At 74.2% G+C, this 21238-nt stretch carries 18 protein-coding genes; 12 read left to right on the forward strand and 6 right to left on the reverse strand.

Going from position 1 to position 21238, the window contains the following annotated elements:
- Nucleotide 1: 1 nt before the first annotated feature.
- Nucleotides 2-385 (forward strand): PPOX class F420-dependent oxidoreductase, encoded by a 384-nt coding sequence (locus tag ACI795_RS06070; protein ID WP_457074383.1) that lies wholly within the window; start codon nt 2-4, stop codon nt 383-385.
- A 46-nt stretch (nt 386-431) separates the two neighbouring features.
- Here ACI795_RS06070 and leuS read toward each other — a convergent pair whose 3' ends face one another.
- The gene (gene leuS / locus ACI795_RS06075) at nt 432-3353 is read right to left on the reverse strand and encodes a leucine--tRNA ligase (protein WP_457074385.1); all 2922 of its coding nucleotides are present in this window, start codon (nt 3351-3353) and stop codon (nt 432-434) included.
- A 554-nt stretch (nt 3354-3907) separates the two neighbouring features.
- On the opposite strand from leuS, the gene ACI795_RS06080 reads away from it, so the two are divergent.
- Genes ACI795_RS06080 through ACI795_RS06095 form a run of 4 tightly spaced genes read left to right on the forward strand, consistent with a single transcriptional unit; the run spans nt 3908 to nt 8260 of the window.
- A complete protein-coding gene (locus ACI795_RS06080; RefSeq protein ID WP_457074386.1) occupies nt 3908-5503 on the forward strand; it encodes a mannitol dehydrogenase family protein in 1596 nt (531 codons plus the stop codon).
- A gap of 41 nt (nt 5504-5544) precedes the next feature.
- A complete protein-coding gene (locus ACI795_RS06085) occupies nt 5545-6318 on the forward strand; it encodes an HAD family hydrolase (protein WP_457074389.1) in 774 nt (257 codons plus the stop codon).
- On the forward strand, nt 6315-7436 hold the full coding sequence (locus ACI795_RS06090) for a CDP-glycerol glycerophosphotransferase family protein (protein WP_457074391.1): 1122 nt from the start codon (nt 6315-6317) through the stop codon (nt 7434-7436). The genes ACI795_RS06085 and ACI795_RS06090 overlap by 4 nt, the downstream gene beginning before the upstream one ends.
- A gap of 2 nt (nt 7437-7438) precedes the next feature.
- Nucleotides 7439-8260 carry a phosphocholine cytidylyltransferase family protein gene (locus tag ACI795_RS06095; RefSeq protein ID WP_457074392.1) on the forward strand — a complete coding sequence of 274 codons (822 nt, stop codon included), beginning with the start codon at nt 7439-7441 and terminating at the stop codon, nt 8258-8260.
- A 46-nt stretch (nt 8261-8306) separates the two neighbouring features.
- Here ACI795_RS06095 and ACI795_RS06100 read toward each other — a convergent pair whose 3' ends face one another.
- Nucleotides 8307-9236 (reverse strand): LLM class F420-dependent oxidoreductase, encoded by a 930-nt coding sequence (locus ACI795_RS06100; protein WP_457074393.1) that lies wholly within the window; start codon nt 9234-9236, stop codon nt 8307-8309.
- A 135-nt stretch (nt 9237-9371) separates the two neighbouring features.
- Between ACI795_RS06100 and ACI795_RS06105 the strand changes: the two genes are divergently transcribed.
- From ACI795_RS06105 to ACI795_RS06115, 3 genes are all read left to right on the forward strand, one after another.
- Nucleotides 9372-10772 (forward strand): hypothetical protein, encoded by a 1401-nt coding sequence (locus tag ACI795_RS06105; protein WP_457074396.1) that lies wholly within the window; start codon nt 9372-9374, stop codon nt 10770-10772.
- 89 nt (nt 10773-10861) lie between these two features.
- Nucleotides 10862-11863, forward strand: coding sequence for a lipoyl synthase (gene lipA / locus ACI795_RS06110; RefSeq protein ID WP_457074397.1), 1002 nt, complete (start codon nt 10862-10864; stop codon nt 11861-11863).
- A gap of 74 nt (nt 11864-11937) precedes the next feature.
- Nucleotides 11938-12777, forward strand: coding sequence for a DUF4191 domain-containing protein (locus ACI795_RS06115; protein ID WP_457074398.1), 840 nt, complete (start codon nt 11938-11940; stop codon nt 12775-12777).
- Nucleotides 12778-12838: 61 nt separating this feature from the next.
- Here ACI795_RS06115 and ACI795_RS06120 read toward each other — a convergent pair whose 3' ends face one another.
- Nucleotides 12839-13264 carry an RDD family protein gene (locus tag ACI795_RS06120; RefSeq protein ID WP_457074399.1) on the reverse strand — a complete coding sequence of 142 codons (426 nt, stop codon included), beginning with the start codon at nt 13262-13264 and terminating at the stop codon, nt 12839-12841.
- 187 nt (nt 13265-13451) lie between these two features.
- On the opposite strand from ACI795_RS06120, the gene glnA reads away from it, so the two are divergent.
- The 4 genes from glnA (at nt 13452) to ACI795_RS06140 (ending at nt 18831) form a co-directional block, all read left to right on the forward strand.
- Nucleotides 13452-14885: a type I glutamate--ammonia ligase gene (glnA, locus tag ACI795_RS06125; RefSeq protein WP_457074401.1), complete on the forward strand. Its 1434-nt coding sequence runs from the start codon at nt 13452-13454 to the stop codon at nt 14883-14885.
- 144 nt (nt 14886-15029) lie between these two features.
- The gene (locus tag ACI795_RS06130; RefSeq protein ID WP_457074402.1) at nt 15030-16001 is read left to right on the forward strand and encodes a D-2-hydroxyacid dehydrogenase; all 972 of its coding nucleotides are present in this window, start codon (nt 15030-15032) and stop codon (nt 15999-16001) included.
- A gap of 189 nt (nt 16002-16190) precedes the next feature.
- Complete coding sequence (locus ACI795_RS06135) at nt 16191-17750, forward strand: methyl-accepting chemotaxis protein (RefSeq protein WP_457074404.1); 1560 nt, start codon at nt 16191-16193, stop codon at nt 17748-17750.
- A gap of 67 nt (nt 17751-17817) precedes the next feature.
- Nucleotides 17818-18831 (forward strand): iron-containing redox enzyme family protein, encoded by a 1014-nt coding sequence (locus ACI795_RS06140; RefSeq protein ID WP_457074405.1) that lies wholly within the window; start codon nt 17818-17820, stop codon nt 18829-18831.
- 20 nt (nt 18832-18851) lie between these two features.
- Here ACI795_RS06140 and ACI795_RS06145 read toward each other — a convergent pair whose 3' ends face one another.
- From ACI795_RS06145 to ACI795_RS06155, 3 genes are all read right to left on the reverse strand, one after another.
- Complete coding sequence (locus ACI795_RS06145; protein ID WP_457074406.1) at nt 18852-20123, reverse strand: hypothetical protein; 1272 nt, start codon at nt 20121-20123, stop codon at nt 18852-18854.
- A gap of 108 nt (nt 20124-20231) precedes the next feature.
- Nucleotides 20232-20585, reverse strand: coding sequence for a CDGSH iron-sulfur domain-containing protein (locus ACI795_RS06150; protein ID WP_457074407.1), 354 nt, complete (start codon nt 20583-20585; stop codon nt 20232-20234).
- A gap of 29 nt (nt 20586-20614) precedes the next feature.
- Nucleotides 20615-21235 (reverse strand): FMN-binding negative transcriptional regulator, encoded by a 621-nt coding sequence (locus ACI795_RS06155; RefSeq protein WP_457074409.1) that lies wholly within the window; start codon nt 21233-21235, stop codon nt 20615-20617.
- Between the last annotated feature and the right edge of the window lie 3 nt (nt 21236-21238).

Below are 21238 nucleotides of genomic sequence, written 5' to 3' on the forward strand. Positions count from 1 at the left end.
CGTGTCGCTGCCGCAGAGCGAGTACGTCAGCCTCACCACGTTCCGGCGCACCGGCGCACCGGTTGCCACCCCGGTGTGGGCCGCCCCCCACGGCGACGCGCTCGTCGTCTGGACCCAGGCGGACTCGGGGAAGGTCAAGCGGCTGCGGCACACCAGCCGGGTCACCGTGGCGCCGTGCGACGTCCGCGGCAGGCTGCGCGGCCCGGCCGTCGACGCGGTGGCGACCTTCGTGCCCCCCGAGGAGTGGCCGGCGGCACTCGCCGCGCTGCGGCGCCGGTACGGGCTGCGGTTCCAGGTCGGGCTGGTCGCCTCCCGCGCGTGGACGCGCCTGCGCCACCCCGGCACCGAGCGGCACGCCCTGCTCCGCATCTCCGCGGTCGCCTGAGCTCCTGCCGGCCCGACCGCGAGCGGGACCGGCAGGAGCTCCCTGCTCAGCCGACGACGAAGTTGACCAGCCGGCCCGGCACCGCGATCACCCGGCGCACCGTCTTGCCCGCCAGCTGCGCAGCCACCTTCTCGTCGGCGCGGGCAGCAGCCTCCAGGCCGGCGGCGTCCACGTCGGCCGGCACCGCGACCTGCGCCCGCACCTTGCCGTTGACCTGCACCGCGACGGTCACCGTCTCGTCGACCAGCCACCGCTGGTCGGCCACCGGGAACGACGCCCACGCCACCGACGTGTCGTGGCCGAGCCGGGCCCACAGCTCCTCGGCCAGGTGCGGCGCCAGCGGGGAGGTCAGCTGCACCAGCGTCTCGGCGACCGAGCGCGGCACGTCCGTCCCCGGCGGGTAGGCCGAGGTCAGGTGGTTGGTCAGCTCGGTGATCCGGGCGATGGCGATGTTGAACCGCAGGGTGGACATGCCGTCCCGGACGGCCTCGATCGTGCGGTGCAGCGCGCGCGAGGTGTCCTCGTCCGGCTCGACGTCCGCGGCGCGCACCGCACCGGTCTCCTCGTCGAGCACGACGCGCCAGATCCGCTGCAGCAGCCGCTGCGACCCGACCGCCGCCTTGGTCTCCCACGGCCGCGACTGGTCCAGCGGGCCGGTCGACATCTCGTAGACCCGGAAGGTGTCCGCGCCGAACATCGCGATCATCTCGTCCGGCGTGACCACGTTCTTCAGGCTCTTGCCCATCTTCCCGTACTCGCGGTCGACCGGCTTGCCCTCGAAGTACCAGGCTCCGTCCCGCTCCTCCACCTCGGCCGCGGGCACGTGGAAGCCGCGCTCGTCGGTGTAGGCGTAGGCGGAGATGTAGCCCTGGTTCACCAGCCGCCGGAACGGCTCCTCGCTGGAGACGTGCCCCAGGTCGAACAGCACCTTGTGCCAGAACCGCGCGTACAGCAGGTGCAGCACCGCGTGCTCGACGCCGCCGACGTACAGGTCCACGCCGCCGACGTCGCCGGGCTCGCGCGGGCCCATCCAGTAGGCCTCCAGCTCCGGGTCGACCAGGCGCTCGTCGTTCGTCGGGTCGGCGTAGCGCAGGTAGTACCAGCACGAGCCTGCCCAGTTGGGCATCGTGTTGGTCTCCCGGCGGTACTGCTTGGGACCGTCACCGAGGTCGAGGGTGACGGTGGTCCACTCGGTCGCCCGGGACAGCGGCGGCTCCGGCTTGGAGTCGGCGTCGTCGATGGCGAACGTCTTCGGCGAGTAGTCGTCGACGTCGGGCAGCAGCACCGGCAGCAGCGAGTCCGGGACGGCGACCGGCAGGTCGTGCTCGTCGTAGACGACCGGGAAGGGCTCACCCCAGTACCGCTGGCGGCTGAACAGCCAGTCACGCAGCTTGTAGGTGGTGGTCGCCTCACCGTGCCCGGTCGCCACCAGCCAGTCGGTGACCTTCGCGATCGCCTCGGCCTTGTCCAGCCCGTCCAGCGACAGCTGCTCGTTCGAGCTGTTGATCATCGGGCCGGTGCCGGTCCAGGCGCCGGAGGCGTCGTCGAAGTCGGCCGGCGGCTGCACCGTGCGGACGACGGGCAGCCCGAACGCCCGGGCGAAGTCCCAGTCGCGCTGGTCCTCACCGGGCACCGCCATGATCGCGCCGGTGCCGTAGCCGGTCAGCACGTAGTCGGCGATGAACACCGGCAGGTCGCGCCCGGTGAGCGGGTTCCGCGCGGTGACGCCCAGCCAGACGCCGGTCTTGTCCCGGCCCTCGGTCTGCCGTTCCAGGTCGGAGCGGCGGGAGGCCTGCAGCTGGTAGGCGGCGACCGCCTCGGCCGGGCTCGCCGCGCCACCCGTCCAGCGCGGGTCGGCGCCCTCCGGCCAGGAGCCGGCGGTCAGCGCGGCGACCAGCGGGTGCTCGGGGGCCAGCACCAGGTACGTGGCGCCGAACAGGGTGTCGGGTCGGGTGGTGAAGACCTCGACGGTCTCGGCGGCGTCCGCTCCGCCGGCCTCGCCCGCACCCGCCCGGAAGCGGATCCGCGCACCGGTCGAGCGGCCGATCCAGTTGCGCTGCATCTGCTTCAGCGAGTCCGACCAGTCCAGCCGGTCCAGGTCGGTCAGCAGCCGCTCGGCGTAGGCGGTGATCCGCATCATCCACTGGGTCAGCGGGCGGCGGAACACCGGGAAGTTGCCCCGCTCGGAGCGCCCGTCGGCGGTGACCTCCTCGTTCGACAGGACCGTGCCCAGGCCCGGGCACCAGTTGACCGGGGCCTCGTGCCGGTAGGCCAGCCGGTGCGCGTCGACGACCCGGCGGCGCTCGACGTCGGACAGCTCCGACCAGCTCCGCCCCTCGGGCAGCGTGCCCGGGGCCGGCTGCCGGGTGCCGGCGTCCAGCTCGGCCACCAGCTCGGTGATCGGCCGGGCCCGGTCCGCCTCCGGGTCGAACCAGGACTCGAAGACCTGCCGGAAGATCCACTGGGTCCACTTGTAGTAGCCCGGATCGATCGTGGCGAAGGTGCGGCGGGTGTCGTGGTCGACGCCCAGCCGGCGCAGCTGGGCGCTGATCGCGGCGATGTTGGCCTCGGTGGTGACCCGTGGGTGCTGCCCGGTCTGCACGGCGTACTGCTCGGCGGGCAGCCCGAAGGCGTCGTAGCCCATCGGGTGCAGCACGTTGTACCCGTCCATCCGCAGGAAGCGGCTGGTGACGTCGGTGCCCAGGTAGCCCAGCGGGTGACCGACGTGCAGCCCGGCCCCCGAGGGGTACGGGAACATGTCCATCACGAACGCCTTGGGGCGGTCGGCCACCCGGTCGAAGCCCTCGCTCAGCGGGCCCACCGGGTTCGGCGTGTGGAAGGTCCCCGCGGCGTCCCAGCGGTCCTGCCAGGCGAGCTCGATCTGGTTGGCCAGCTGCGGGGTGTACCGGTGCGGGGGCACCCCGTCGGCGGTCGGCTCGGTGCTCGGCTGGCTGGCCGTCTGGCTCATGGCTGGTGCTCCCGGGGGCAGGCAAGGGCGGCGGACATGAAAAGACCCCTCACGCAGGAGGGGTCGCCGTGCTGGTCCGATCGATCAGGTCAGCACGGCCGGAGAAGGAGGAGTCCGCCGGTCACGCCGGCCATCCTAGCGCGCGCACCGGCCGGGGACGTCGCGCTCCGGGCAACGGGAGGGCCTCCACCGCACCCCGTCCCGGTCGCCGGACCGTCCCCGATCAGGTGGTCCAGCGGCGCTCGCCGCCCACTGTTCACCCGAGGGTGTCATGATCGCCCTTGTTTGCCATGTGCACCGACCGGGCATGGCAGCGCTCCGGCGTTCAGCAGCAGCGCCGCCTGCGCACGGTCGTGGAGCGGCGCGCTCCCGGAGACGCACCGGGCCGACGGGCCGTTCCCGTCCCGGCCGGAGCGCCTCCGGTGGAAGCCGATCCGCTCCAGGGCCCGGAGGCGCCGGAGCAGCAGCCCGCCACCGGCGGCGCAGGAGGACCGTCGCACCGCAGCAGTCGTGACCGCGCACCCCCGGTGCCCGTGAGAAGAGGAGGACCGTGCATGGAACAGCTCGCCCAGCCCGGCCCGGCACCCACGGGTGACGTGGACGTCCCCGGTGCCCTCCCCCTGACCGAACAGGCCCTGCCGCTCCTCGCCGGACGCGTCCGGGTGCCCACCTACGACCGCACGGCGCTCACCCCCGCCGTCGTCCACTTCAGCGTCGGTGGCTTCCACCGCGCCCACCAGCTGGTCTACTTCGACGACCTCGCCGAGCAGGGCGACACCGACTGGGGCGTGGTCGGCGTCGGCCTGCACTCGCCCGCGATGCGCGACGCCCTCCGGCCGCAGGACCACCTCTACACGGTGGTGGAGCGCAGCTGCGAGGGGGAACGTGCCCGGGTCGTCGGCTCCCTGGTCGACTACCACTTCGCGCCGGACTCCCCGGAGACCGTGCTGGCGGTGCTCACCGACGAGCGCACCCGGCTGGTGACCATGACCGTCACCGGCACCGCCTACCGCGTCGACCCCGCCACCGGCGAGTTCGTCCCCGACGAGGCGGTGCGGGCCGACCTCGCCGACCCGCACCGGCCCGCCTCGCTGTTCGGCTACATCGTCGAGGCGCTGGACCGCCGGCGCCGGGCCGGGCGCCCCCCGTTCACCGTGCTCTCCTGCGACAACCTCCAGCGCAACGGCGAGATCGCGCGCGCCGCCGTGGTGGGGTACGCGCAGCTGCGCGACGAGTCGCTCGCCCGGTGGATCGACCGGCACGTGAGCTTCCCGGGCAGCATGGTCGACCGGATCACGCCCCGGACGAGCCTGCAGGACCGCATCGCCCTCGCCTCCCGGACCGGTGTCGACGACCGCTGGCCGGTCATCACCGAGCCGTTCTCCCAGTGGGTCCTGGAGGACTCCTTCTGCAACGGCCGGCCCCCGCTCGAGCAGGTCGGGGTGCAGTTCGCCGACGACGTCGCCGGCCACGAACTGATCAAGACGCGCCTGCTGAACGCGAGCCACTCCGCGCTCGGCCACCTCGGCGTCCTGGCCGGCCACCGGTACGTCCACGAGGTGATGGCCGACCCGGTGCTCCGCCGCTACGCGACCCAGCTGATGGCCGCGGAGATCGGTCCGCTGCTCACCGCCCCGGCCGGGGTCGACCTGGCCGACTACCAGACGCGCCTGCTGCGCCGCTTCGCCGACCCGGCCATCGGCGACCGCCTGGAGCGGCTGTGCCGACGCGGCTCCTCGAAGGTCGCGCTGCACGTGCTGCCCTCCGTGCGGACCGGGCTGGCCCAGGGCCGGCCGACCGAGCTGCTGACCGTCGCGGTCGCCGGGTGGTGCCGGTACGTGCGCGGCACCGACCTGCAGGGCGGCGAGCTGGCCGTCGAGGACGAGCTCGCCGACGAGCTGCGCCGGCTGGCCCGCGCCGGCGGCACCGACCCCCGCCCGCTGCTGGGCCTGCACCCGGTCTTCGGCGACCTGGCCACCGACCCGGTGTTCGTCGCGGCGCTCACCCGCGCGCTGCAGGACCTCGAGGCGGACGGCGTCCGGGTCACGGTGGCCCGGGCACTGGCCCGCGCGGGCACCGACACCGGGGTCGCGGACCCCACCACCGCGAACCGGGTGGCGGCCGTCCACGACGACCTGCTGCCCGCATGACCACGCCCCCCCGGGCCCGGACCCCCAGGAGACCGCCCCAGATGCCAGGGATCACGACCACGCAGGTCCAGCGCCTCACCGCGCTGCTGTGCGACGCGGACGGGAACCTCTTCCCCTCCGAGGAGCCGGCCTTCGCGGCGTCGGCCGACGTCACCAACCGGTTCCTGGCCGCCCACGGGATCCCGGACCGCTTCACCGCAGAGGAGCTCCGCCGGGCCGCGACCGGCCGGAACTTCCGGTCGACCGCCGCCGACCTCGCCGCGGCGCGCGGCGTCGAGGTGAGAGACCTCGACGAGTGGGTCGCCGAGGAGCGGCGCGTGGTGACCGAGCACCTCGGCCGCGAGCTCCGTCCCGACGCCGACGTCACCGCCGGGCTCACCGCGATCGGCGAACGGCTCACGCTCGCCGCGGTCAGCTCCAGCGCACTCACCCGGCTGGCCGCCTGCTTCACCGCCGCCGGGCTGGACGAGCTCATCCCCCCGCCGCTGCGGTTCAGCGCCGAGGACTCACTGCCCACGCCGACCAGCAAGCCCGATCCCGCGGTGTACCTGCACGCCTGCGAGCAGCTGGGCATCTCCCCGGCGCAGGGCCTGGCGGTCGAGGACTCGGTGGCCGGTGCGCTCTCCGCCGTCCGCGCCGGCTGCCCCACCGTGGGCAACCTGCGGTTCGTGGCCCCCGACGAGCGCGCCGAGCGCGCGGCCCAGCTGCGCGACGCCGGCGTCGTCGCGCTGGTCTCCTCCTGGGCGGAGCTGACCGACCTGCTGCAGCCGACGCCCGCCGGGCGCCCGGCGACCGTGGCGGGGGTCGCCCGGTGAAGGTCGTGTTCAACAGCTTCCGCGGGGTGTTCTCCGACAGCCCGCGGACCATCTTCGAGGCACTCCGCGAGCGGGGCGACGACCACGAGGTCGTCTGGCTGGCCGCCCCGGACCGGGTGGGCGACTTCCCGGCCGACGTGACCACCGTCGAGTTCGGCAGCGCCGCGGCCCGGGCAGCGCTGGAGGCCGCCGACGTCGTGGTGTCCAACGACCACATCGGCTTCGACTGGGACAAGCGGCCGGGCACGACCTACCTGCAGACCTGGCACGGCACCCCGCTCAAGCGGATCCACAACGACGTGCTGTGGGCCCCGGAGGGCCGGCTGGCCTACCTGGACACCGAGATCGCCCGGTGGGACGCGCTGCTGTCCCCCAACGCGGTCAGCACGCCACGGTTCCGCAAGGCCTTCGGGTTCACCGGGCCGGTGCTCGAGACCGGCTACCCGCGCAACGACCTGCTGAACTCCCCCGACCGCGAGCGCATCCGGGCCGAGGTCCGCGACTCCCTGGGCATCGCCGAGGGTGTCACCGCCGTCCTCTACACCCCGACCTGGCGCGACGACCAGGTGTTCGGCGGGGACGGCGGACCGCAGCACACCTTCCCGCTCGACCTCGGCGACTTCGCCCACGGTCTCGGCGCCGACCACGTGCTGCTGCTGCGCCTGCACCAGATGGTCTCCGACCGGCTGGAGGTGCCCGCGGGCGCACCGGTCCGCGACGTCTCGCGCTACCCGGACATCCGGTACCTCTACCTGGCCGCCGACGTCCTGGTCACCGACTACTCCTCGACGATGTTCGACTTCGCCGTCACCGGGAAGCCGATCATCAACTTCACCTACGACCTGGACTACTTCCAGGACACCCTGCGCGGCTTCTACTTCGACCTGGCCGAGGCCGCACCGGGCCCGCTGCTGTCCACCAGCGACGAGGTGCTCGCCACGATCGCCGAGCTCGCCCGGCGGCCGTGGGAACCCACCGCCCGGTACACCCGGTTCCGGGAGACCTTCTGCTCCCTCGAGGACGGCCACGCGACCGACCGGGTCCTGGAGCTGTTCTTCCCCCGGACGGACCACCCCGGCCCGTCCGGCGCCACCCCGAACGACGTAACGAGGAGATGAGCATGCGCACTGCTGACCCGATCCTGACCGGGGGCCGCGACCGGCGGTCGCGTCCGGCGGTCGCCGCCGGCTCGTCCGAGACCCGCGCCGCCGCCCCGCAGGTGGTCATCCTGGCCGCGGGCATGGGCACCCGGCTGGGCCGCAAGCTGCCCAAGCCGCTCACCCCGCTGATGGACGGCCGGAGCATCATGCAGCAGCAGCTGGACGGCGTCCGGGCGGTCTTCGGTGCCGCGACCCCGGTGACCGCGGTGGTGGGCTACCGCGCGAAGGCCGTCATGCGCGCGCAGCCGGACCTGCTCTTCGCGTTCAACCCCGACTTCGCCGTCACCAACACCTCGCAGAGCCTGCTCAAGGCGCTGCGGTCCTCCCACGACGGCGGGGTGCTCTGGATGAACGGCGACGTGGTGTTCGACCCGGCCGTGCTCGACCACGCCGCCCCCTTCATCGAGGCCGACGAGAGCTTCGTCTGCGTGGACACCTCGACGGTCGCCGACGAGGAGGTCAAGTACACCCTGGACGACGACGGCTGCATCGCCGAGCTGTCCAAGACCGTCGTCGGGGGGCTCGGCGAGGCGGTGGGCATCAACTACGTCTCCGGGGCCGACAAGGCCGCGCTGGTCGAGCACCTGGCGGCCTGCGAGGCCGGTGACTACTTCGAGCGGGGCATGGAGCTGGCGATCCAGCGGGCCGGGGTGCGCTTCCGCCCCGTCGACATCTCGCGGTTCTCCGCCGTCGAGGTCGACTTCGACGACGACCTGCAGCGAGCCAACACCTGGCTGGGCTCGCGCGCGGCACTCGAGCCGCTGGCCTCCGAGCTCCGCTGAGGCAACGGCGCCCCGCCCGTCACCGGCGGGCGGGGCGCCGCGCCGCTCACCCCAGCTGCGGGGCCACCTCCGCGGCGACCAGGTCCAGGTGGTCCAGGTCGGCGAGGTCGAGGACCTGCAGGTACACCCGCGTGGCGCCGGCCTCGGCGTAGCGGCCGAGGGTGTCCACGGCCTCCGCCGGGGTGCCGGCGACGCCGTGCGCCCGCAGCTCGTCGACGTCCCGGCCGATGGCGGCGGCCCGGCGGGCCAGCTCGGCCTCGTCCCGGCCGACGCACAGCACCAGCGCGGAGCTGTAGACCAGCTCGCCGGGGTCCCGGCCGGCCTCCGTGCAGGCGTCCCGCACCCCGGCGAAGAGCCGGGCGTTGTCCTCGGCCGAGCCGAACGGCACGTTGAACTCGGCGGCGTACCGGGCGGCCAGCCGCGGCGTGCGCTTCCTGCCGTTGCCGCCGACCAGGATCGGGACGCCGCCGGGCTGCACCGGCTTGGGCAGCGCCGGGGAGCCGGTGAGCTGGTAGTGCTCGCCGGCGAAGTCGAAGGTCTCCCCCGCCGGGGTGCTCCACAGCCCGCTGATCACGGCGAGCTGCTCCTCGTACCGGTCGAACCGCTCCCCCAGCTCGGGGAAGGGGATGCCGTAGGCCCTGTGCTCCTCGGCGAACCAGCCCGAGCCGATGCCCAGCTCCACCCGGCCACCGCTCATCTGGTCGACCTGCGCGACCGAGATCGCCAGCGGGCCGGGCAGCCGGAAGGTCGCGGCGGTCATCAGCGTGCCCAGCCGGATCCGGCTGGTCTCCCGGGCCAGCCCGGCCAGCGTCACCCAGGCGTCGGTCGGCCCGGGCAGCCCGTCGCCGCCCATGGTCAGGTAGTGGTCGGAGCGGAAGAACGCGTCGAAGCCGGTCTCCTCGGTGCGCCGGGCCACCGCGAGCAGGTCGTCGTAGGTGGCGCCCATCTGGGGTTCGGTGAAGATCCGTAGCTGCACGCGCCGAACCTAGCCAGCGCCGTCGGCGGCTGCCGACGGGCCACCGGTCGGCGGGCCCTCCGGCGCCGGCTCGGGGTGTGCCCGTCGTCGATCCCGGGCAGGATGATCGTCACGCGATCTACCGGAGGTGCTGCTGTGTTCCGCAGGAAGAGCCCGTCAGAGGTCATCGGGGCCGAGTTGCAGGAAGGGCTCGCGCACATCGGTGCTGCGGTGACCGAGGCCCGCAGGGCGACGACGGAGCAACTGCGACCCCAGGTCTCGACGGCCACCAAGGCGGCCGCCGCGGCCTACGCGACCGACGTCGCCCCCCGGGTGGAGGCCGCGGTGGCCGCGCTCTTCCCCCAGCTGGAGGCCGCCCGTGAGGTGCTCGTGCCCCGGCTGGACGCCGCTCGCGAGGCGCTGGCCCCGCAGGTGGCCGCGGCTCAGAAGGCCTACGAGAAGGACGTCGTCCCCCGCCTGGACGCCGCGACCCGGGCGGCGCGGGCGAACCTGGAGACGGCGGTGGCCGCCGCCGTGCCGCGGATCGAGGCCGCCCGCGAGGCGGCCGGTCCCGCGTGGGAGAACGCCGCCAGGACCGCCCGCACGAATCTCGACGCCGCCCGGGAGGCCGCCGGCCCGCGGCTGACCGCGGCGTCCACCGCGGCCACCGCCTACGCGGTCCCGCGGGTGACGGCGGCCCGCGAGGCGGCCGGCCCGGCGCTGGGGGCCGCCCGGACGGGCCTGCTCTCCGGCGTCGAGTCGGCCCGGGCGCAGCTGGAGGCCCGCAGCGCGGAGCTCGCCGCCACCGCGGCCACCCTGGGCACCGCCGCCGGCGCGCAGACAGAGAAGGCGCGCCGCGACGCGGTGGCCGCTGCCGAGGCCGCCCGCGAGGTGGCCGCCGCGCGGCTCGCTGCGGCCCTGGCCGCCGCGGAGACCGGTCGTCGCGCCGCCCGCAAGCGGGCCGATGAGCTGGGCAAGCGGGCCGACGAGCTGTCCCGGACGGCGGCCAAGCGGCGCGCGGAGCTCGAGAAGGCCGCCGCCCGGGCCCGCAAGGACGCCGCCAAGCGGGGTGCCGCCACCGTCACCTCGGTCAAGCGGGGCGTCGGCATCGAGGAGCAGCCGCCGCGGCGCTGGCCCTGGGTGCTGGCGGTCCTGGCGGTCGTCGCGGGTGTGGTGGTGTTCCTGCGGGGGAAGAAGAGCGAGGACCCGTGGAACCCGGCGCCCACCGGCGACGGGCCCGTGCCCAGCTACCGAGAGGACCCCGTGTCCAGTTCCCCCAGCACCCCGGCCGGCGGCACCGAGACGCCGGCGGCGCAGAGCGGCAAGGCCGTGTCGACCGCCGAGACCGCGCCGTCGGACTCCGCCCCCACCGACGCGAACGTCGGCGCCCTGGAGGCCCAGCCGGCCTCCGGCCCGGGCGAGCCGAGCAACCAGTCCGCCCCCGAGCCGGCGAGCAGCACCCGCAACGACTCGGAGACCCCGGTGGCCACCGCCGGGTCGGCCGAGGCGGAGGACACCGGCGGCCCGGAGGGCACGCCCGGCAACGTCCGCGGCTGACCACCACACCCCGGAGGGGCCCGGCGCGCGTGCGCCGGGCCCCTCCGGCGTCTCCGGGACCGTGCCGGACCGGGAGTACCGTGCTCGTCATGAGCCTGGGCACTGACGAGGCGACCACGCACGAGGAGACTCCGAACACCCCGGGCACCGGGTCCCGGATCGAGCCGGCCGGCCGCAAGCTGCTGCGCCTGGAGGTCCGCAACAGCCAGACCCCCATCGAGCGCAAGCCCGAGTGGATCAAGACCAGGCTGAAGACCGGCCCGGAGTACACCGAGCTGAAGTCGCTGGTCCGCCGCGAGGGGCTGCACACGGTGTGCGAGGAGGCCGGCTGCCCCAACATCTACGAGTGCTGGGAGGACCGGGAGGCCACCTTCCTCATCGGCGGCGACCAGTGCACCCGTCGCTGCGACTTCTGCCAGATCGACACCGGCAAGCCCGCCGACTTCGACCGGGACGAGCCCCGCCGGGTCGCCGAGAGCGTCGCCACCATGGGGCTGCGCTACGCCACGATCACCGGCGTCGCCCGCGACGACCTGCCCGACGGTGGCGCCTGGCTGTACGCCGAGACGGTCCGGCAGATCCACGAGCAGATCCCCGGGTGCGGGGTCGAGCTGCTCATCCCCGACTTCAACGCCGAACCCGACCAGCTCGCCGAGGTGTTCTCCTCCCGGCCCGAGGTGCTCGCGCACAACGTCGAGACCGTGCCGCGCATCTTCAAGCGCATCCGCCCCGGCTTCCGCTTCGAGCGGTCGCTGGCCGTGATCACCGCCGCCCGCGAGGCCGGGCTGGTCACCAAGTCCAACCTGATCCTGGGCATGGGCGAGGAGCCGCACGAGGTCGTGGAGACCATGCAGGCGCTCCGCGACGCCGGCTGCGACCTGCTGACCATCACCCAGTACCTGCGCCCGAGCGTCCGGCACCACCCGGTGGTCCGCTGGGTGAAGCCCGACGAGTTCGTCGAGTTCGCCGCCCAGGCCGAGGAGATGGGCTTCCCCGGTGTGCTGGCCGGGCCGCTGGTGCGCAGCTCCTACCGGGCCGGCCGGCTCTACCAGCAGGCCGCCGAGGCTCGGGGACTCGCGATCCGCAGCTGAGCGCGCCTGCCCGGACGCCACGGCGTCCGGGCAGGTGCGACGGCGTCCGTCGCCGGGGGCCCTATCCTCGACGCATGGCACGCAGCAGGTCTACCGACACCTCCGCCCCCGCCGGCAAGGCCGGCCGGGGCCCGGCCGGCGGCGCGCCCGGACGCGGCAGCACCGGCGCCACCGCCGCGAGCAGCGGCAAGAGCGGCAAGCCGGGCAAGGACGGCAAGCCCAAGGTCAAGCGGCTGACCAAGCTCAAGAACCAGGCGGGGATGATCCGCCAGGCGTACACGCTGACCTACCGGAACGACCCGAAGCTCCCCTGGATCATGCTCATCGCCTTCGTGGCGGTGGCGGCGGTGGTGGAGCTGTTCGGTCTGCTGGTCTTCAGCTCGCCGTTCCTGTTCCTGCCCATCGCGATCCTGCTCGGTCTGCTGGCCGCGCTGATCGTGTTCGGCCGGCGAGCCCAGGGCTCGGCCTACCGGCAGGTGGAGGGCCAGCCCGGCGCGGCCTCCTGGGTGCTGGAGGGGATGCGCGGTGACTGGCGGGTCTCCTCCGGCGTCGCCGGCACCCGGGAGTTCGACGCCCTGCACCGGGTGCTGGGCCGGCCCGGGATCATCCTGGTCGGCGAGGGCACCCCGCAGCGGGTGCGCTCCCTGATCGCCCAGGAGAAGCGCCGGATGGCCAAGGTCGTCGGCGACGCCCCGATCTACGACGTCGTGGTCGGCGACGGCGAGGGCGAGGTGCCGCTGAAGAAGCTCAGCGCGCACGTCATGAAGCTCCCCCGCAACCTCTCCGGCGCCGAGGTCAACGCCCTGGCCAAGCGGATGAGCGCGCTGGGCGGCCAGCGGATGCCGGTCCCCGGCGGCCCGCTGCCCGGCGGCCGGCAGATGTCGATCAGCCAGCGACAGGTCCGCCGCCGGTAGTCCGGCACCTCTGACGACGAACGCCCCCGGCCGCTCGGCCGGGGGCGTTCGTCGTCCTCGCTCACGCCCGGTCGCGGACCACCGCGGTGTCGGTGAGCCGGTCGTGCATCCCGCGGCCGTCGGCGTCGACCACCAGGGCCGGCACCAGCAGCACGAGCAGGGCCGTGCGGACGACGGCCCGCCAGGGCGCCAGTCCCTGACGGGGGTGCGGGTGGGCCAGGCGCAGCCCCACCAGCCGCATGCCCGGCGTCTGCCCGGCGAGCACCAGGGACACCACGGTGACCAGCCCGAACGACAGCAGGCTCCAGTTGCGCGGCAGCTCCGGGGCGGTCACCAACCCGGCGATCAGCGCGGCGGCGAAGGCGTCGATGACGAAGGCGAGAGCGCGCTGGCCGAACGAGGCGAGCGACCCCGGGCCGTCCGCGGGCAGCCCCAGTGCGGCGCCGCGGGTGCGTTGCTGAGAGGGTGGGGCGTCGTCCGCGGCCATCCCGCCAGCGTAGGACCTGCCCGCCGCCGTCCCGGGCGGGACCGCACGGCGGGGTGACCGACCGTGGCGACCGTCTCCCGGCGACACGCCGGGAGCGGTGTTACCGGCAGGAAACACGAGGGACACCGGGGAGCAACTCCCCACTCGTAACTTGCCGGTGAGCTGGCCGTCCACTCCCGGAGGATCGATGTTCAACAGTCCCGAAGAGGTCACCGCCTACATCCGCGACAACGACGTGAAGTTCGTCGACGTCCGGTTCTGCGACCTCCCCGGCGTCATGCAGCACTTCACCATCCCTGCGGAGACGTTCGGGCCGGACACCTTCGCCGACGGCCTGGGCTTCGACGGCTCGTCGATCCGCGGCTTCCAGGCGATCAACGAGTCCGACATGCTCCTGCTGCCGGACGCGAGCAGCGCCTACGTCGACCCGTTCCGCATCCACAAGACGCTGAACATCAACTTCTTCATCCACGACCCGATCACGCGCGAGGCCTACAGCCGCGACCCGCGCAACGTCGCGAAGAAGGCCGAGGCCTACCTGGCCAGCTCCGGCATCGCCGACACCGCGTACTTCGGCCCCGAGGCCGAGTTCTACGTGTTCGACTCGGTGCGGCACAGCACCTCGATCAACGAGGGCTACTACCACATCGACGCGGTCGAGGGCTCCTGGAACACCGGGGCGCTGACCGGCGAGAACGGCGGCCCGAACCTGGGCTACAAGACCCGTCCCAAGGGCGGCTACTTCCCGGTCGAGCCCTACGACCACCAGAGCGACCTGCGCGCCACCATGATGGTGAACCTGGCCAACGCCGGGCTGGAGCTCGAGCGCGGCCACCACGAGGTCGGCACCGGTGGTCAGGCCGAGATCAACTACAAGTTCGACACCCTGCTGCGCTCGGCGGACAGCCTCATGCTGTTCAAGTACGTCATCAAGAACACCGCCTGGGCGCACGGCAAGAGCGCGACCTTCATGCCCAAGCCGCTGTACGGCGACAACGGCTCGGGCATGCACTGTCACCAGAGCCTCTGGAAGGACGGCGAGCCGCTCTTCCACGCCGAGACCGGCTACGCGGGGCTGTCCGACACCGCCCGGCACTACATCGGTGGCCTGCTGGCGCACGCCCCGTCGCTGCTGGCCTTCACCAACCCGACGGTGAACAGCTACCACCGCCTGGTGCCCGGCTACGAGGCGCCGATCAACCTGGTCTACTCCGCGCGCAACCGCTCGGCCTGCTGCCGCATCCCGATCTCCGGCGACAGCCCGAAGGCCAAGCGCATCGAGTTCCGCGTGCCCGACCCGTCGGCCAACCCGTACCTCGCGTTCTCCGCGATGCTGATGGCCGGCCTCGACGGCATCAAGAACAAGATCGAGCCGCCGGCGCCGGTCGACAAGGACCTCTACGAGCTGCCGCCCGAGGAGGCCCTGGGCATCGACAAGGTGCCCGCCTCGCTGGACGCCGTCCTCGACCGGCTCGAGGTCGACCACGACTACCTGCTCGACGGTGGCGTGTTCACCTCCGACCTGATCGAGACCTGGATCGAGTACAAGCGGGAGAACGAGATCGACCCGATCCGCCTCCGCCCGCACCCGCACGAGTTCGCGATGTACTACGACATCTGATCCAGCGCACGCACTGCGGCCCCCGACCTCACCGAGGTCGGGGGCCGCGGTGCGTCCGCCCCCCGCTCGGCGCGCCGGGCGGCGGTGGGTGGGTGAGGATCGAGCCGCGGGCACGGGTCCGCAGCCGACGACGAGGGGGACCCGATGACGCCACGACTGGTGCTCCTGCCGCAGCCGGACAAGTCCCTGGCGGGGTGGCGCGACCGGCTGGCCGAGCAGGTGCCACAGCTGGACGTCGTGCTGGCCCCCACGGAGGCCGGCGAGGACGAGCTGGCCGAGGCGCTGGCCGAGGCGGACGCGGCGTTCGGCCGGCTCACGCCCCGCCTGCTGGCGGCCGCCGACCGGTTGCGGTGGCTGCACTCCCCGCAGGCCAACCCGCCGGCGGGGTTCTTCTTCCCCGAGCTGGTCGGGTCCGACGTCGTCGTCACCAACGTCCGCGGCATCTACGGCGACTCGGTCGGGGTGCACGCGATCGCGCTGGTGCTGGCGCTGGCCCGCCGGCTGGACGTCTACCGGGCCCGGCAGGACGAGCGCTCGTGGCGACCGGACGACGAGGCAGTGCTCCACCTGGGCGGGGCGACCCTGCTGATCGCCGGCCTGGGCAGCATCGGTGCCGAGGTCGGCCGGCTGGCCGCCGCGCTGGGGATGACCGTGCTGGCCACCGACGCGCGCCCCGCGGACCCGCCGCCGGGCGTGGCCGAGGTGCACGGTCCGGACGCGCTCGACGCGCTGCTCCCCCGCGCCGATGTCGTGGTGAACGTCCTGCCCGAGACCCCCGCGACGACCGGGACCTTCGACCTGGCCCGGTTCCGCCGGATGCGGCGTGGCGCCCTGTACGTGACGGTCGGCCGCGGCGCCACCACCGTGACCGCCGACCTGGCCCGGGCCCTCACCGACGGGCTGCTCGGCGCGGCCGGGGTGGACGTGACGGACCCCGAGCCGCTGCCGGCCGACTCAGCCCTCTGGGGCGCCCCCCGGGTCCTGGTCACCCCGCACGTGGCCGACCGCGGCCCGGACCTGGAGGAGCGGCGGTACGCCGTGCTCGCGGAGAACTGCCGCCGCTTCGCAGCCGGCGAGCCGCTGATCAACGTCGTGGACAAGGCCGCCGGGTTCTGAGCTCGTCCCCGCCCCCTGCTCCGGCGGCCCGTCATCAGATGGCACCCGATCCGGTCGGTCGTCGGCTCAACACCGGCCGCCCACAGCCGATGAGAGCGGTGGACCCGGGCTGGGTGATCGCACGGCACCCGGCCCAGGAGGCCGACCGAGCGCGGCGGCCGGGAGGGCACGAGACATGGGGGACGACACATGAGGCGACGCACCAGCACCCCGGAGCGGACCGCCCTCTCGCCGGCGGAGATGCCCCGGGACGTCGAGGCGGTGGAGCGGGTCATCGCCGTGCTGGACGGGGGCGTCCGCGACTCCGTCGACGCCCACGACAAGATCACCGCCACCCTCGTCGACGAACTCGGGCTCTGCTACGGCGCCACCTGGCTCCCCAGCCCGGACGGCGCCTTCCAGCTGGTCGGGGAGCACGGCGAGATGGCCGGTCCTCTCGCCGTCACCCCGGCCGGCGGCGTGGACCGGGTCACCACCGGGGACGGCTACGCCGGCCAGGCGATCCGCACCAGGACCGCGGTGCTGGTCGACGAGACCAGCGACCCGGCCACGTGCCTCCGCTGGGCCGGGGCCCGTGCGGCCGGCGCCACCCACGGCTGCGTGCTGCCGACGGTCGAGAACGGCACCGTCGTGGCGCTGAACGAGTACTACGGCCGCGGTGAACTGCCCTTCACCGGCGCCCGCCAGGGCAAGTGGGACTCCCTGGGCCGTCTGCTGGCGCACGCCCGGCGGGCCGCGCTGGGCAGGAACGAGCTGCAGGAGACGCTCGACGACCGGGTCGCGGTGACCACCGTCGTCACCGAGCTGGGCGCGGCCGGTGACCAGGCATCCGCACTGCGGATCGCCCTGGACACCGTCCGGGAGGCGTTCGGGTGGGCGTACGGCTCCTACTGGGCGCTGGACGAGGCGGCCGGCCTGCTGCGCTTCCAGCAGGAGTCCGGCTCGGCCGGTGAGGAGTTCCGCAAGGTGACCCTGGCCGCCAGCTTCGCCGAGGGCGTGGGGCTGTCCGGCCGCGCCTGGCGGTCCCGCGACCTCTACTTCGTCAGCGACATCGGGGAGATGACCGACTGCGTGCGGGCGCCCGCGGCCCAGCGTGCCGGGGTCAAGTCCGGGGTCTGCTTCCCCCTGATGGTCGGCGGGCGGGTCGTCGGCACGATGGACTTCTTCGTCACCGAGACCATCGAGCTGTCCGAGTCGCGCCGCTCGGCGCTGCGCAACGTGCAGCAGCTGGTCTCCCAGCGGCTGGACGTGCTGCGGCGCACCGAGGAGTCGGCGGCGAACGCCCGCGAACTGCTGGACACCGTCTCCCGGCTGCGCGAGGCCGCCGGCGACGCCGGGCGGGTCGCCGAGAGCGCGGTCAGCCAGGCCTCCACGATGACCGGCGAGGTCGTCTCGCTGGACGAGGCGTCGGCCGCGGTCGGCGAGGTCATCCGGATCATCTCCGGCATCGCGGACCAGACCAACCTGCTCGCGCTGAACGCCACCATCGAGGCCGCCCGCGCCGGTGAGCTCGGCAAGGGCTTCGCCGTCGTCGCCAGCGAGGTCAAGGACCTGGCCCGGGAGACCGCCAACGCAACGCAGAAGGTCTCCGACCAGATCGCCGGCATCCAGGCCAGCAGCAAGGCGGTCGCCGACGGCATCCACGCCACCAGCGAGATCATCGGCCAGCTGGACGTGGTGCAGGCGCGGATCAACGACGTGCTGGAGGAGCAGGCGAAGATGGCGACCGCCTTCGAGACGCACGCCTGACCCCCGGCGCGGGGCAGCCGGGGCAGGTCACGTTCGGGAGGGCGCCGTCCGGGGCATGATCGCCACCATGCGTCTTCCTGAGCCACGGGGCCCGCTGAGCGCCGCGCTGTGCGCGGACCTGACCACCGGGGACTCACTCGGCCCGGCCACCGTCGCCACGGCCGAGGCCCTGGTCGCGGCCACCGCCGAGCCGCTCACCGACGAGGACCTGCAGCTCAGCCTCGCCATCTGCTACGAGCTGCACTACCAGGGCTTCGACGAGGTCGACGACGCGTGGGAGTGGGACCTCGACCTGCTCCGGGTGCGGGCACTGCTGGAGGCGGCGCACCTGCGGGCCCTGCAGGCGCTCGTCCCGGACGTCGACCTCCCCGAGGACACCGTCGACCGGCAGCTGACGGCGGTCATCGAGGCCGACGACGGCCCGTCGCTGTCGCGGTACATGGCCAAGCAGGGCACCGCCGACCAGTGGCGGGAGTACCTGACCGTGCGGTCGGTCTACCACCTCAAGGAGGGCGACCCGCACACCTGGGCCATCCCCCGGATCTCCGGGCGCAGCAAGGCCGCCATGGTGGAGATCCAAGCCGACGAGTACGGCGGCGGGGCCCCCGAGCGCATGCACAGCCGGCTGTTCGCCGGGATGATGCGCGACCTCGGGCTGGACGACGGCTACGGCGCGCTGTGGGACGACGCACCCGCGGTCGCCTTCACCTCGGTCAACACCATGTCGCTGTTCGGCCTGCACCGCCGCTGGCGGGGCGCCTGCCTGGGCCACCTGGCTGCCGTGGAGATGACCTCCTCCGAACCGAGCCGGCGCTACTCCGCCGGGCTGCGGCGGCTCGGGTTCGGCGCGGGGACCAGCGTCTTCTACGACGAGCACGTCGAGGCCGACGCGGTGCACGAGCAGATCGCCGCCGTCGACATGTGCGGCTCGCTGGTCGCCGAGGACCCGGCGCTCGCCGCCGACGTCCTCTTCGGCGCCCAGTGCTCCCTCGCCCTGGACGGGCTCACCGCCGGGTACCTGATGGACGCCTGGGCGGCGGGGCGGTCGGCCCTGCGGACCGCGGAGCCGGTCGCCGCCTAGCAGCGACCGGCTCCCGGGCCTCAGCGCAGGCCGAAGACGGACAGCGTGCCGTCGTCCTCGTCGCTGGTCACGAACAGCTCGCGCGACTCGATGGCGAGCAGCCCCTCGGGGGCGTCGCCGGTGGGCAGCACCTGCAGCAGCGCCGGGGTCGCCGAGCGGCCGATGTCGTAGACGAGCACCGCGTCGCCGCGCTCGGCGCCGATGAACGCGTAGTCGGTGCCGCGCATGCGGGCGACCTCGGCCCCCTCGAACTCCGCGCCCTTGTCGTCGCTGCGCCCGTCGGGGTACCGGCCGGCGTCGGCGAGCGCGCGCTCGGCCGAGCCACCGCTGGACCAGCGCACCGCGCCGTCCTGGCCGAACACCGTCCACCCGCGGCCGCCGGCGGGCTCCTCCGCCAGGTCGCCCTCATCGGCGGTCACCAGCTCGCCGCGCAGCGTCCACTGCACGGCGTCCGGCTCGCGCGGCGCGACGAGCGGGTCGTCGAAGGCCACCGTGCCGTCGTCGGCGGTGTCGGCGTCGCTCCGGGTGACCGTGCCGGCGGAGAAGGAGTGCACGACCCGCCGCCGGGCCAGGTCGACCAGGGCGATCGCGTTGTTCTCCTGCAGCGTCACCGCCGCGACGTCCCGGCCGTCGACGTCGACGAACTCCGGCTCGGGGTCGGCGGGGAACACCATGCCCGGCAGCCCGGTGAGCTCCACCCGCCCGGCGGTCCACGCCGACACCGGGCCGCGCAGGTCCACGACGGAGAGGAACCCGGCCGGCAGCTGCGGCAGGCCGCCCTCGACGCCGTCGACGACCAGGTCCTCGTCGCGCTGGTTCTCGATGGCGATGGCCGCGAAGACACCGCTGGGTCCGACGTCGATCGAGTCGGGCTGGCCGCCCAGCTCGATGGTGCGCACCACCGCGCGCCGCGGGAGGTCGACGACCGCCAGGTGGCCCGAGGGGCGGGCCAGGTCGGTGGTGGTGTCGACGGCGACGAGGGCGTACCGCGCGTTGGACATGACCGTGACCGAGGTCGGTGAGCCGCCCACGTCGATGGTGCCCAGCTGGCGGGGCGCGGTGGGCCGGCTCAGGTCGACCAGGCCGACCTGGCCCAGTTCCGAGTCGGTGTAGACGACGGTCCGGCCGTCCGGCGTGGCCGAGATGATCTCGGCGACCTCACCGGCGACCGGGAAGGTGGCCAGCGCTCGGAAGGTCGGCGGGGTGGCCGCCGACGCCGTGCCGGCGGTCAGGACGGCGGCCAGCACACCGGCGGCGAGGACGGGGACGGAGCGGAGCGGACGACGGAGCACAGGCCACCTTCTGCGGTCGGGGCGGGATCGCGCCCACCCTGACCTCGGCCGGCCAGCAGCCGGTGGCCGACCGGTGAACGAGGGGTGACCCGGCTCCGTCCAGCCGGGTCAGCCCCGCTGCTCCCGGGCCTCGGCGACGATCCGCGCGGCCGGCCGGGGCCGGGCCGGGGAGCTCGCGGCGTGGAAGCCGGACCGCTTGTGGGTGCCGTCGCAGAACGGCTTGATCCCCGACTTCCCGCACCGGCACAGCGCCACGGTCTTCCGTCCGGGGTCGATCTCGTTGCCGTCGGTGTCGACCAGCCGGAAGTCGCCCCGCACGACCAGCGGACCGTCGCGGTAGGGCGTGATGGTCGCGGTCGGCTCGTCGGCGGGGGCCAGGTCGCGCACGGTCGCGTCGGAGACGTCGGCGGCGTCGGTGGGCTCGGCAGCGGCCGGAGGCTGGGCCGGGGTCTCGGGAGGCACCGGGAGCTGGTTCCCGGGCGCCGCCCCGCTCAACCCCGCTCCCCCGGGCGGGCGGCGGCCACCGCGTCGGCCGTCGTCCCGGCGCCGTCGGCGCGCAGGCCGGCCACCACCCCGTCGACGTCGGCGGCCGACCGGTTCTGCGAGAGCTTCCACTTCGCCTCGACCCGGCCGATCCGGACCTCGACGCCGACGATCGCGCGCAGCTGGCCGGCGACGAAGCGCTCCGGGGCGTCGCCGACCGCCCACGGCTCGGCGCGGCCGCCCTCGTGGGCGTCGGTCAGCGCCGCCACGTGCGCGGCGAGCCAGGCCGGGTCCTCGTGCACGACCAGCTCGCCGTGCACGTGCGCGACGACGTAGTCCCAGGTGGGCACCACGCGGCCGTGCTCGGCCTTGGTGGCGTACCAGGACGGCGAGACGTAGGCGTCCGGCCCGCGGACGATGACCAGCACCGGGCCCACGGTGTCCCGCCACTGGGTGTTGTTCCGCGCGAGGTGACCGCGCAGGGTGCCGTCGGCCGGGTCGTGCACCATCGGCAGCGTCGTGGCGGTCAGCCCGGTGGAGGTGACGCTGACCAGGTCGACGGCGCCCGGGGCGGCGAGCAGCTGGGCGACGGCGTCGTCGGGCGCGGCGAAGGCGGCGGGCACGTACACGGG

It is taken from the genome of Modestobacter sp. SYSU DS0290 (assembly GCF_054050955.1).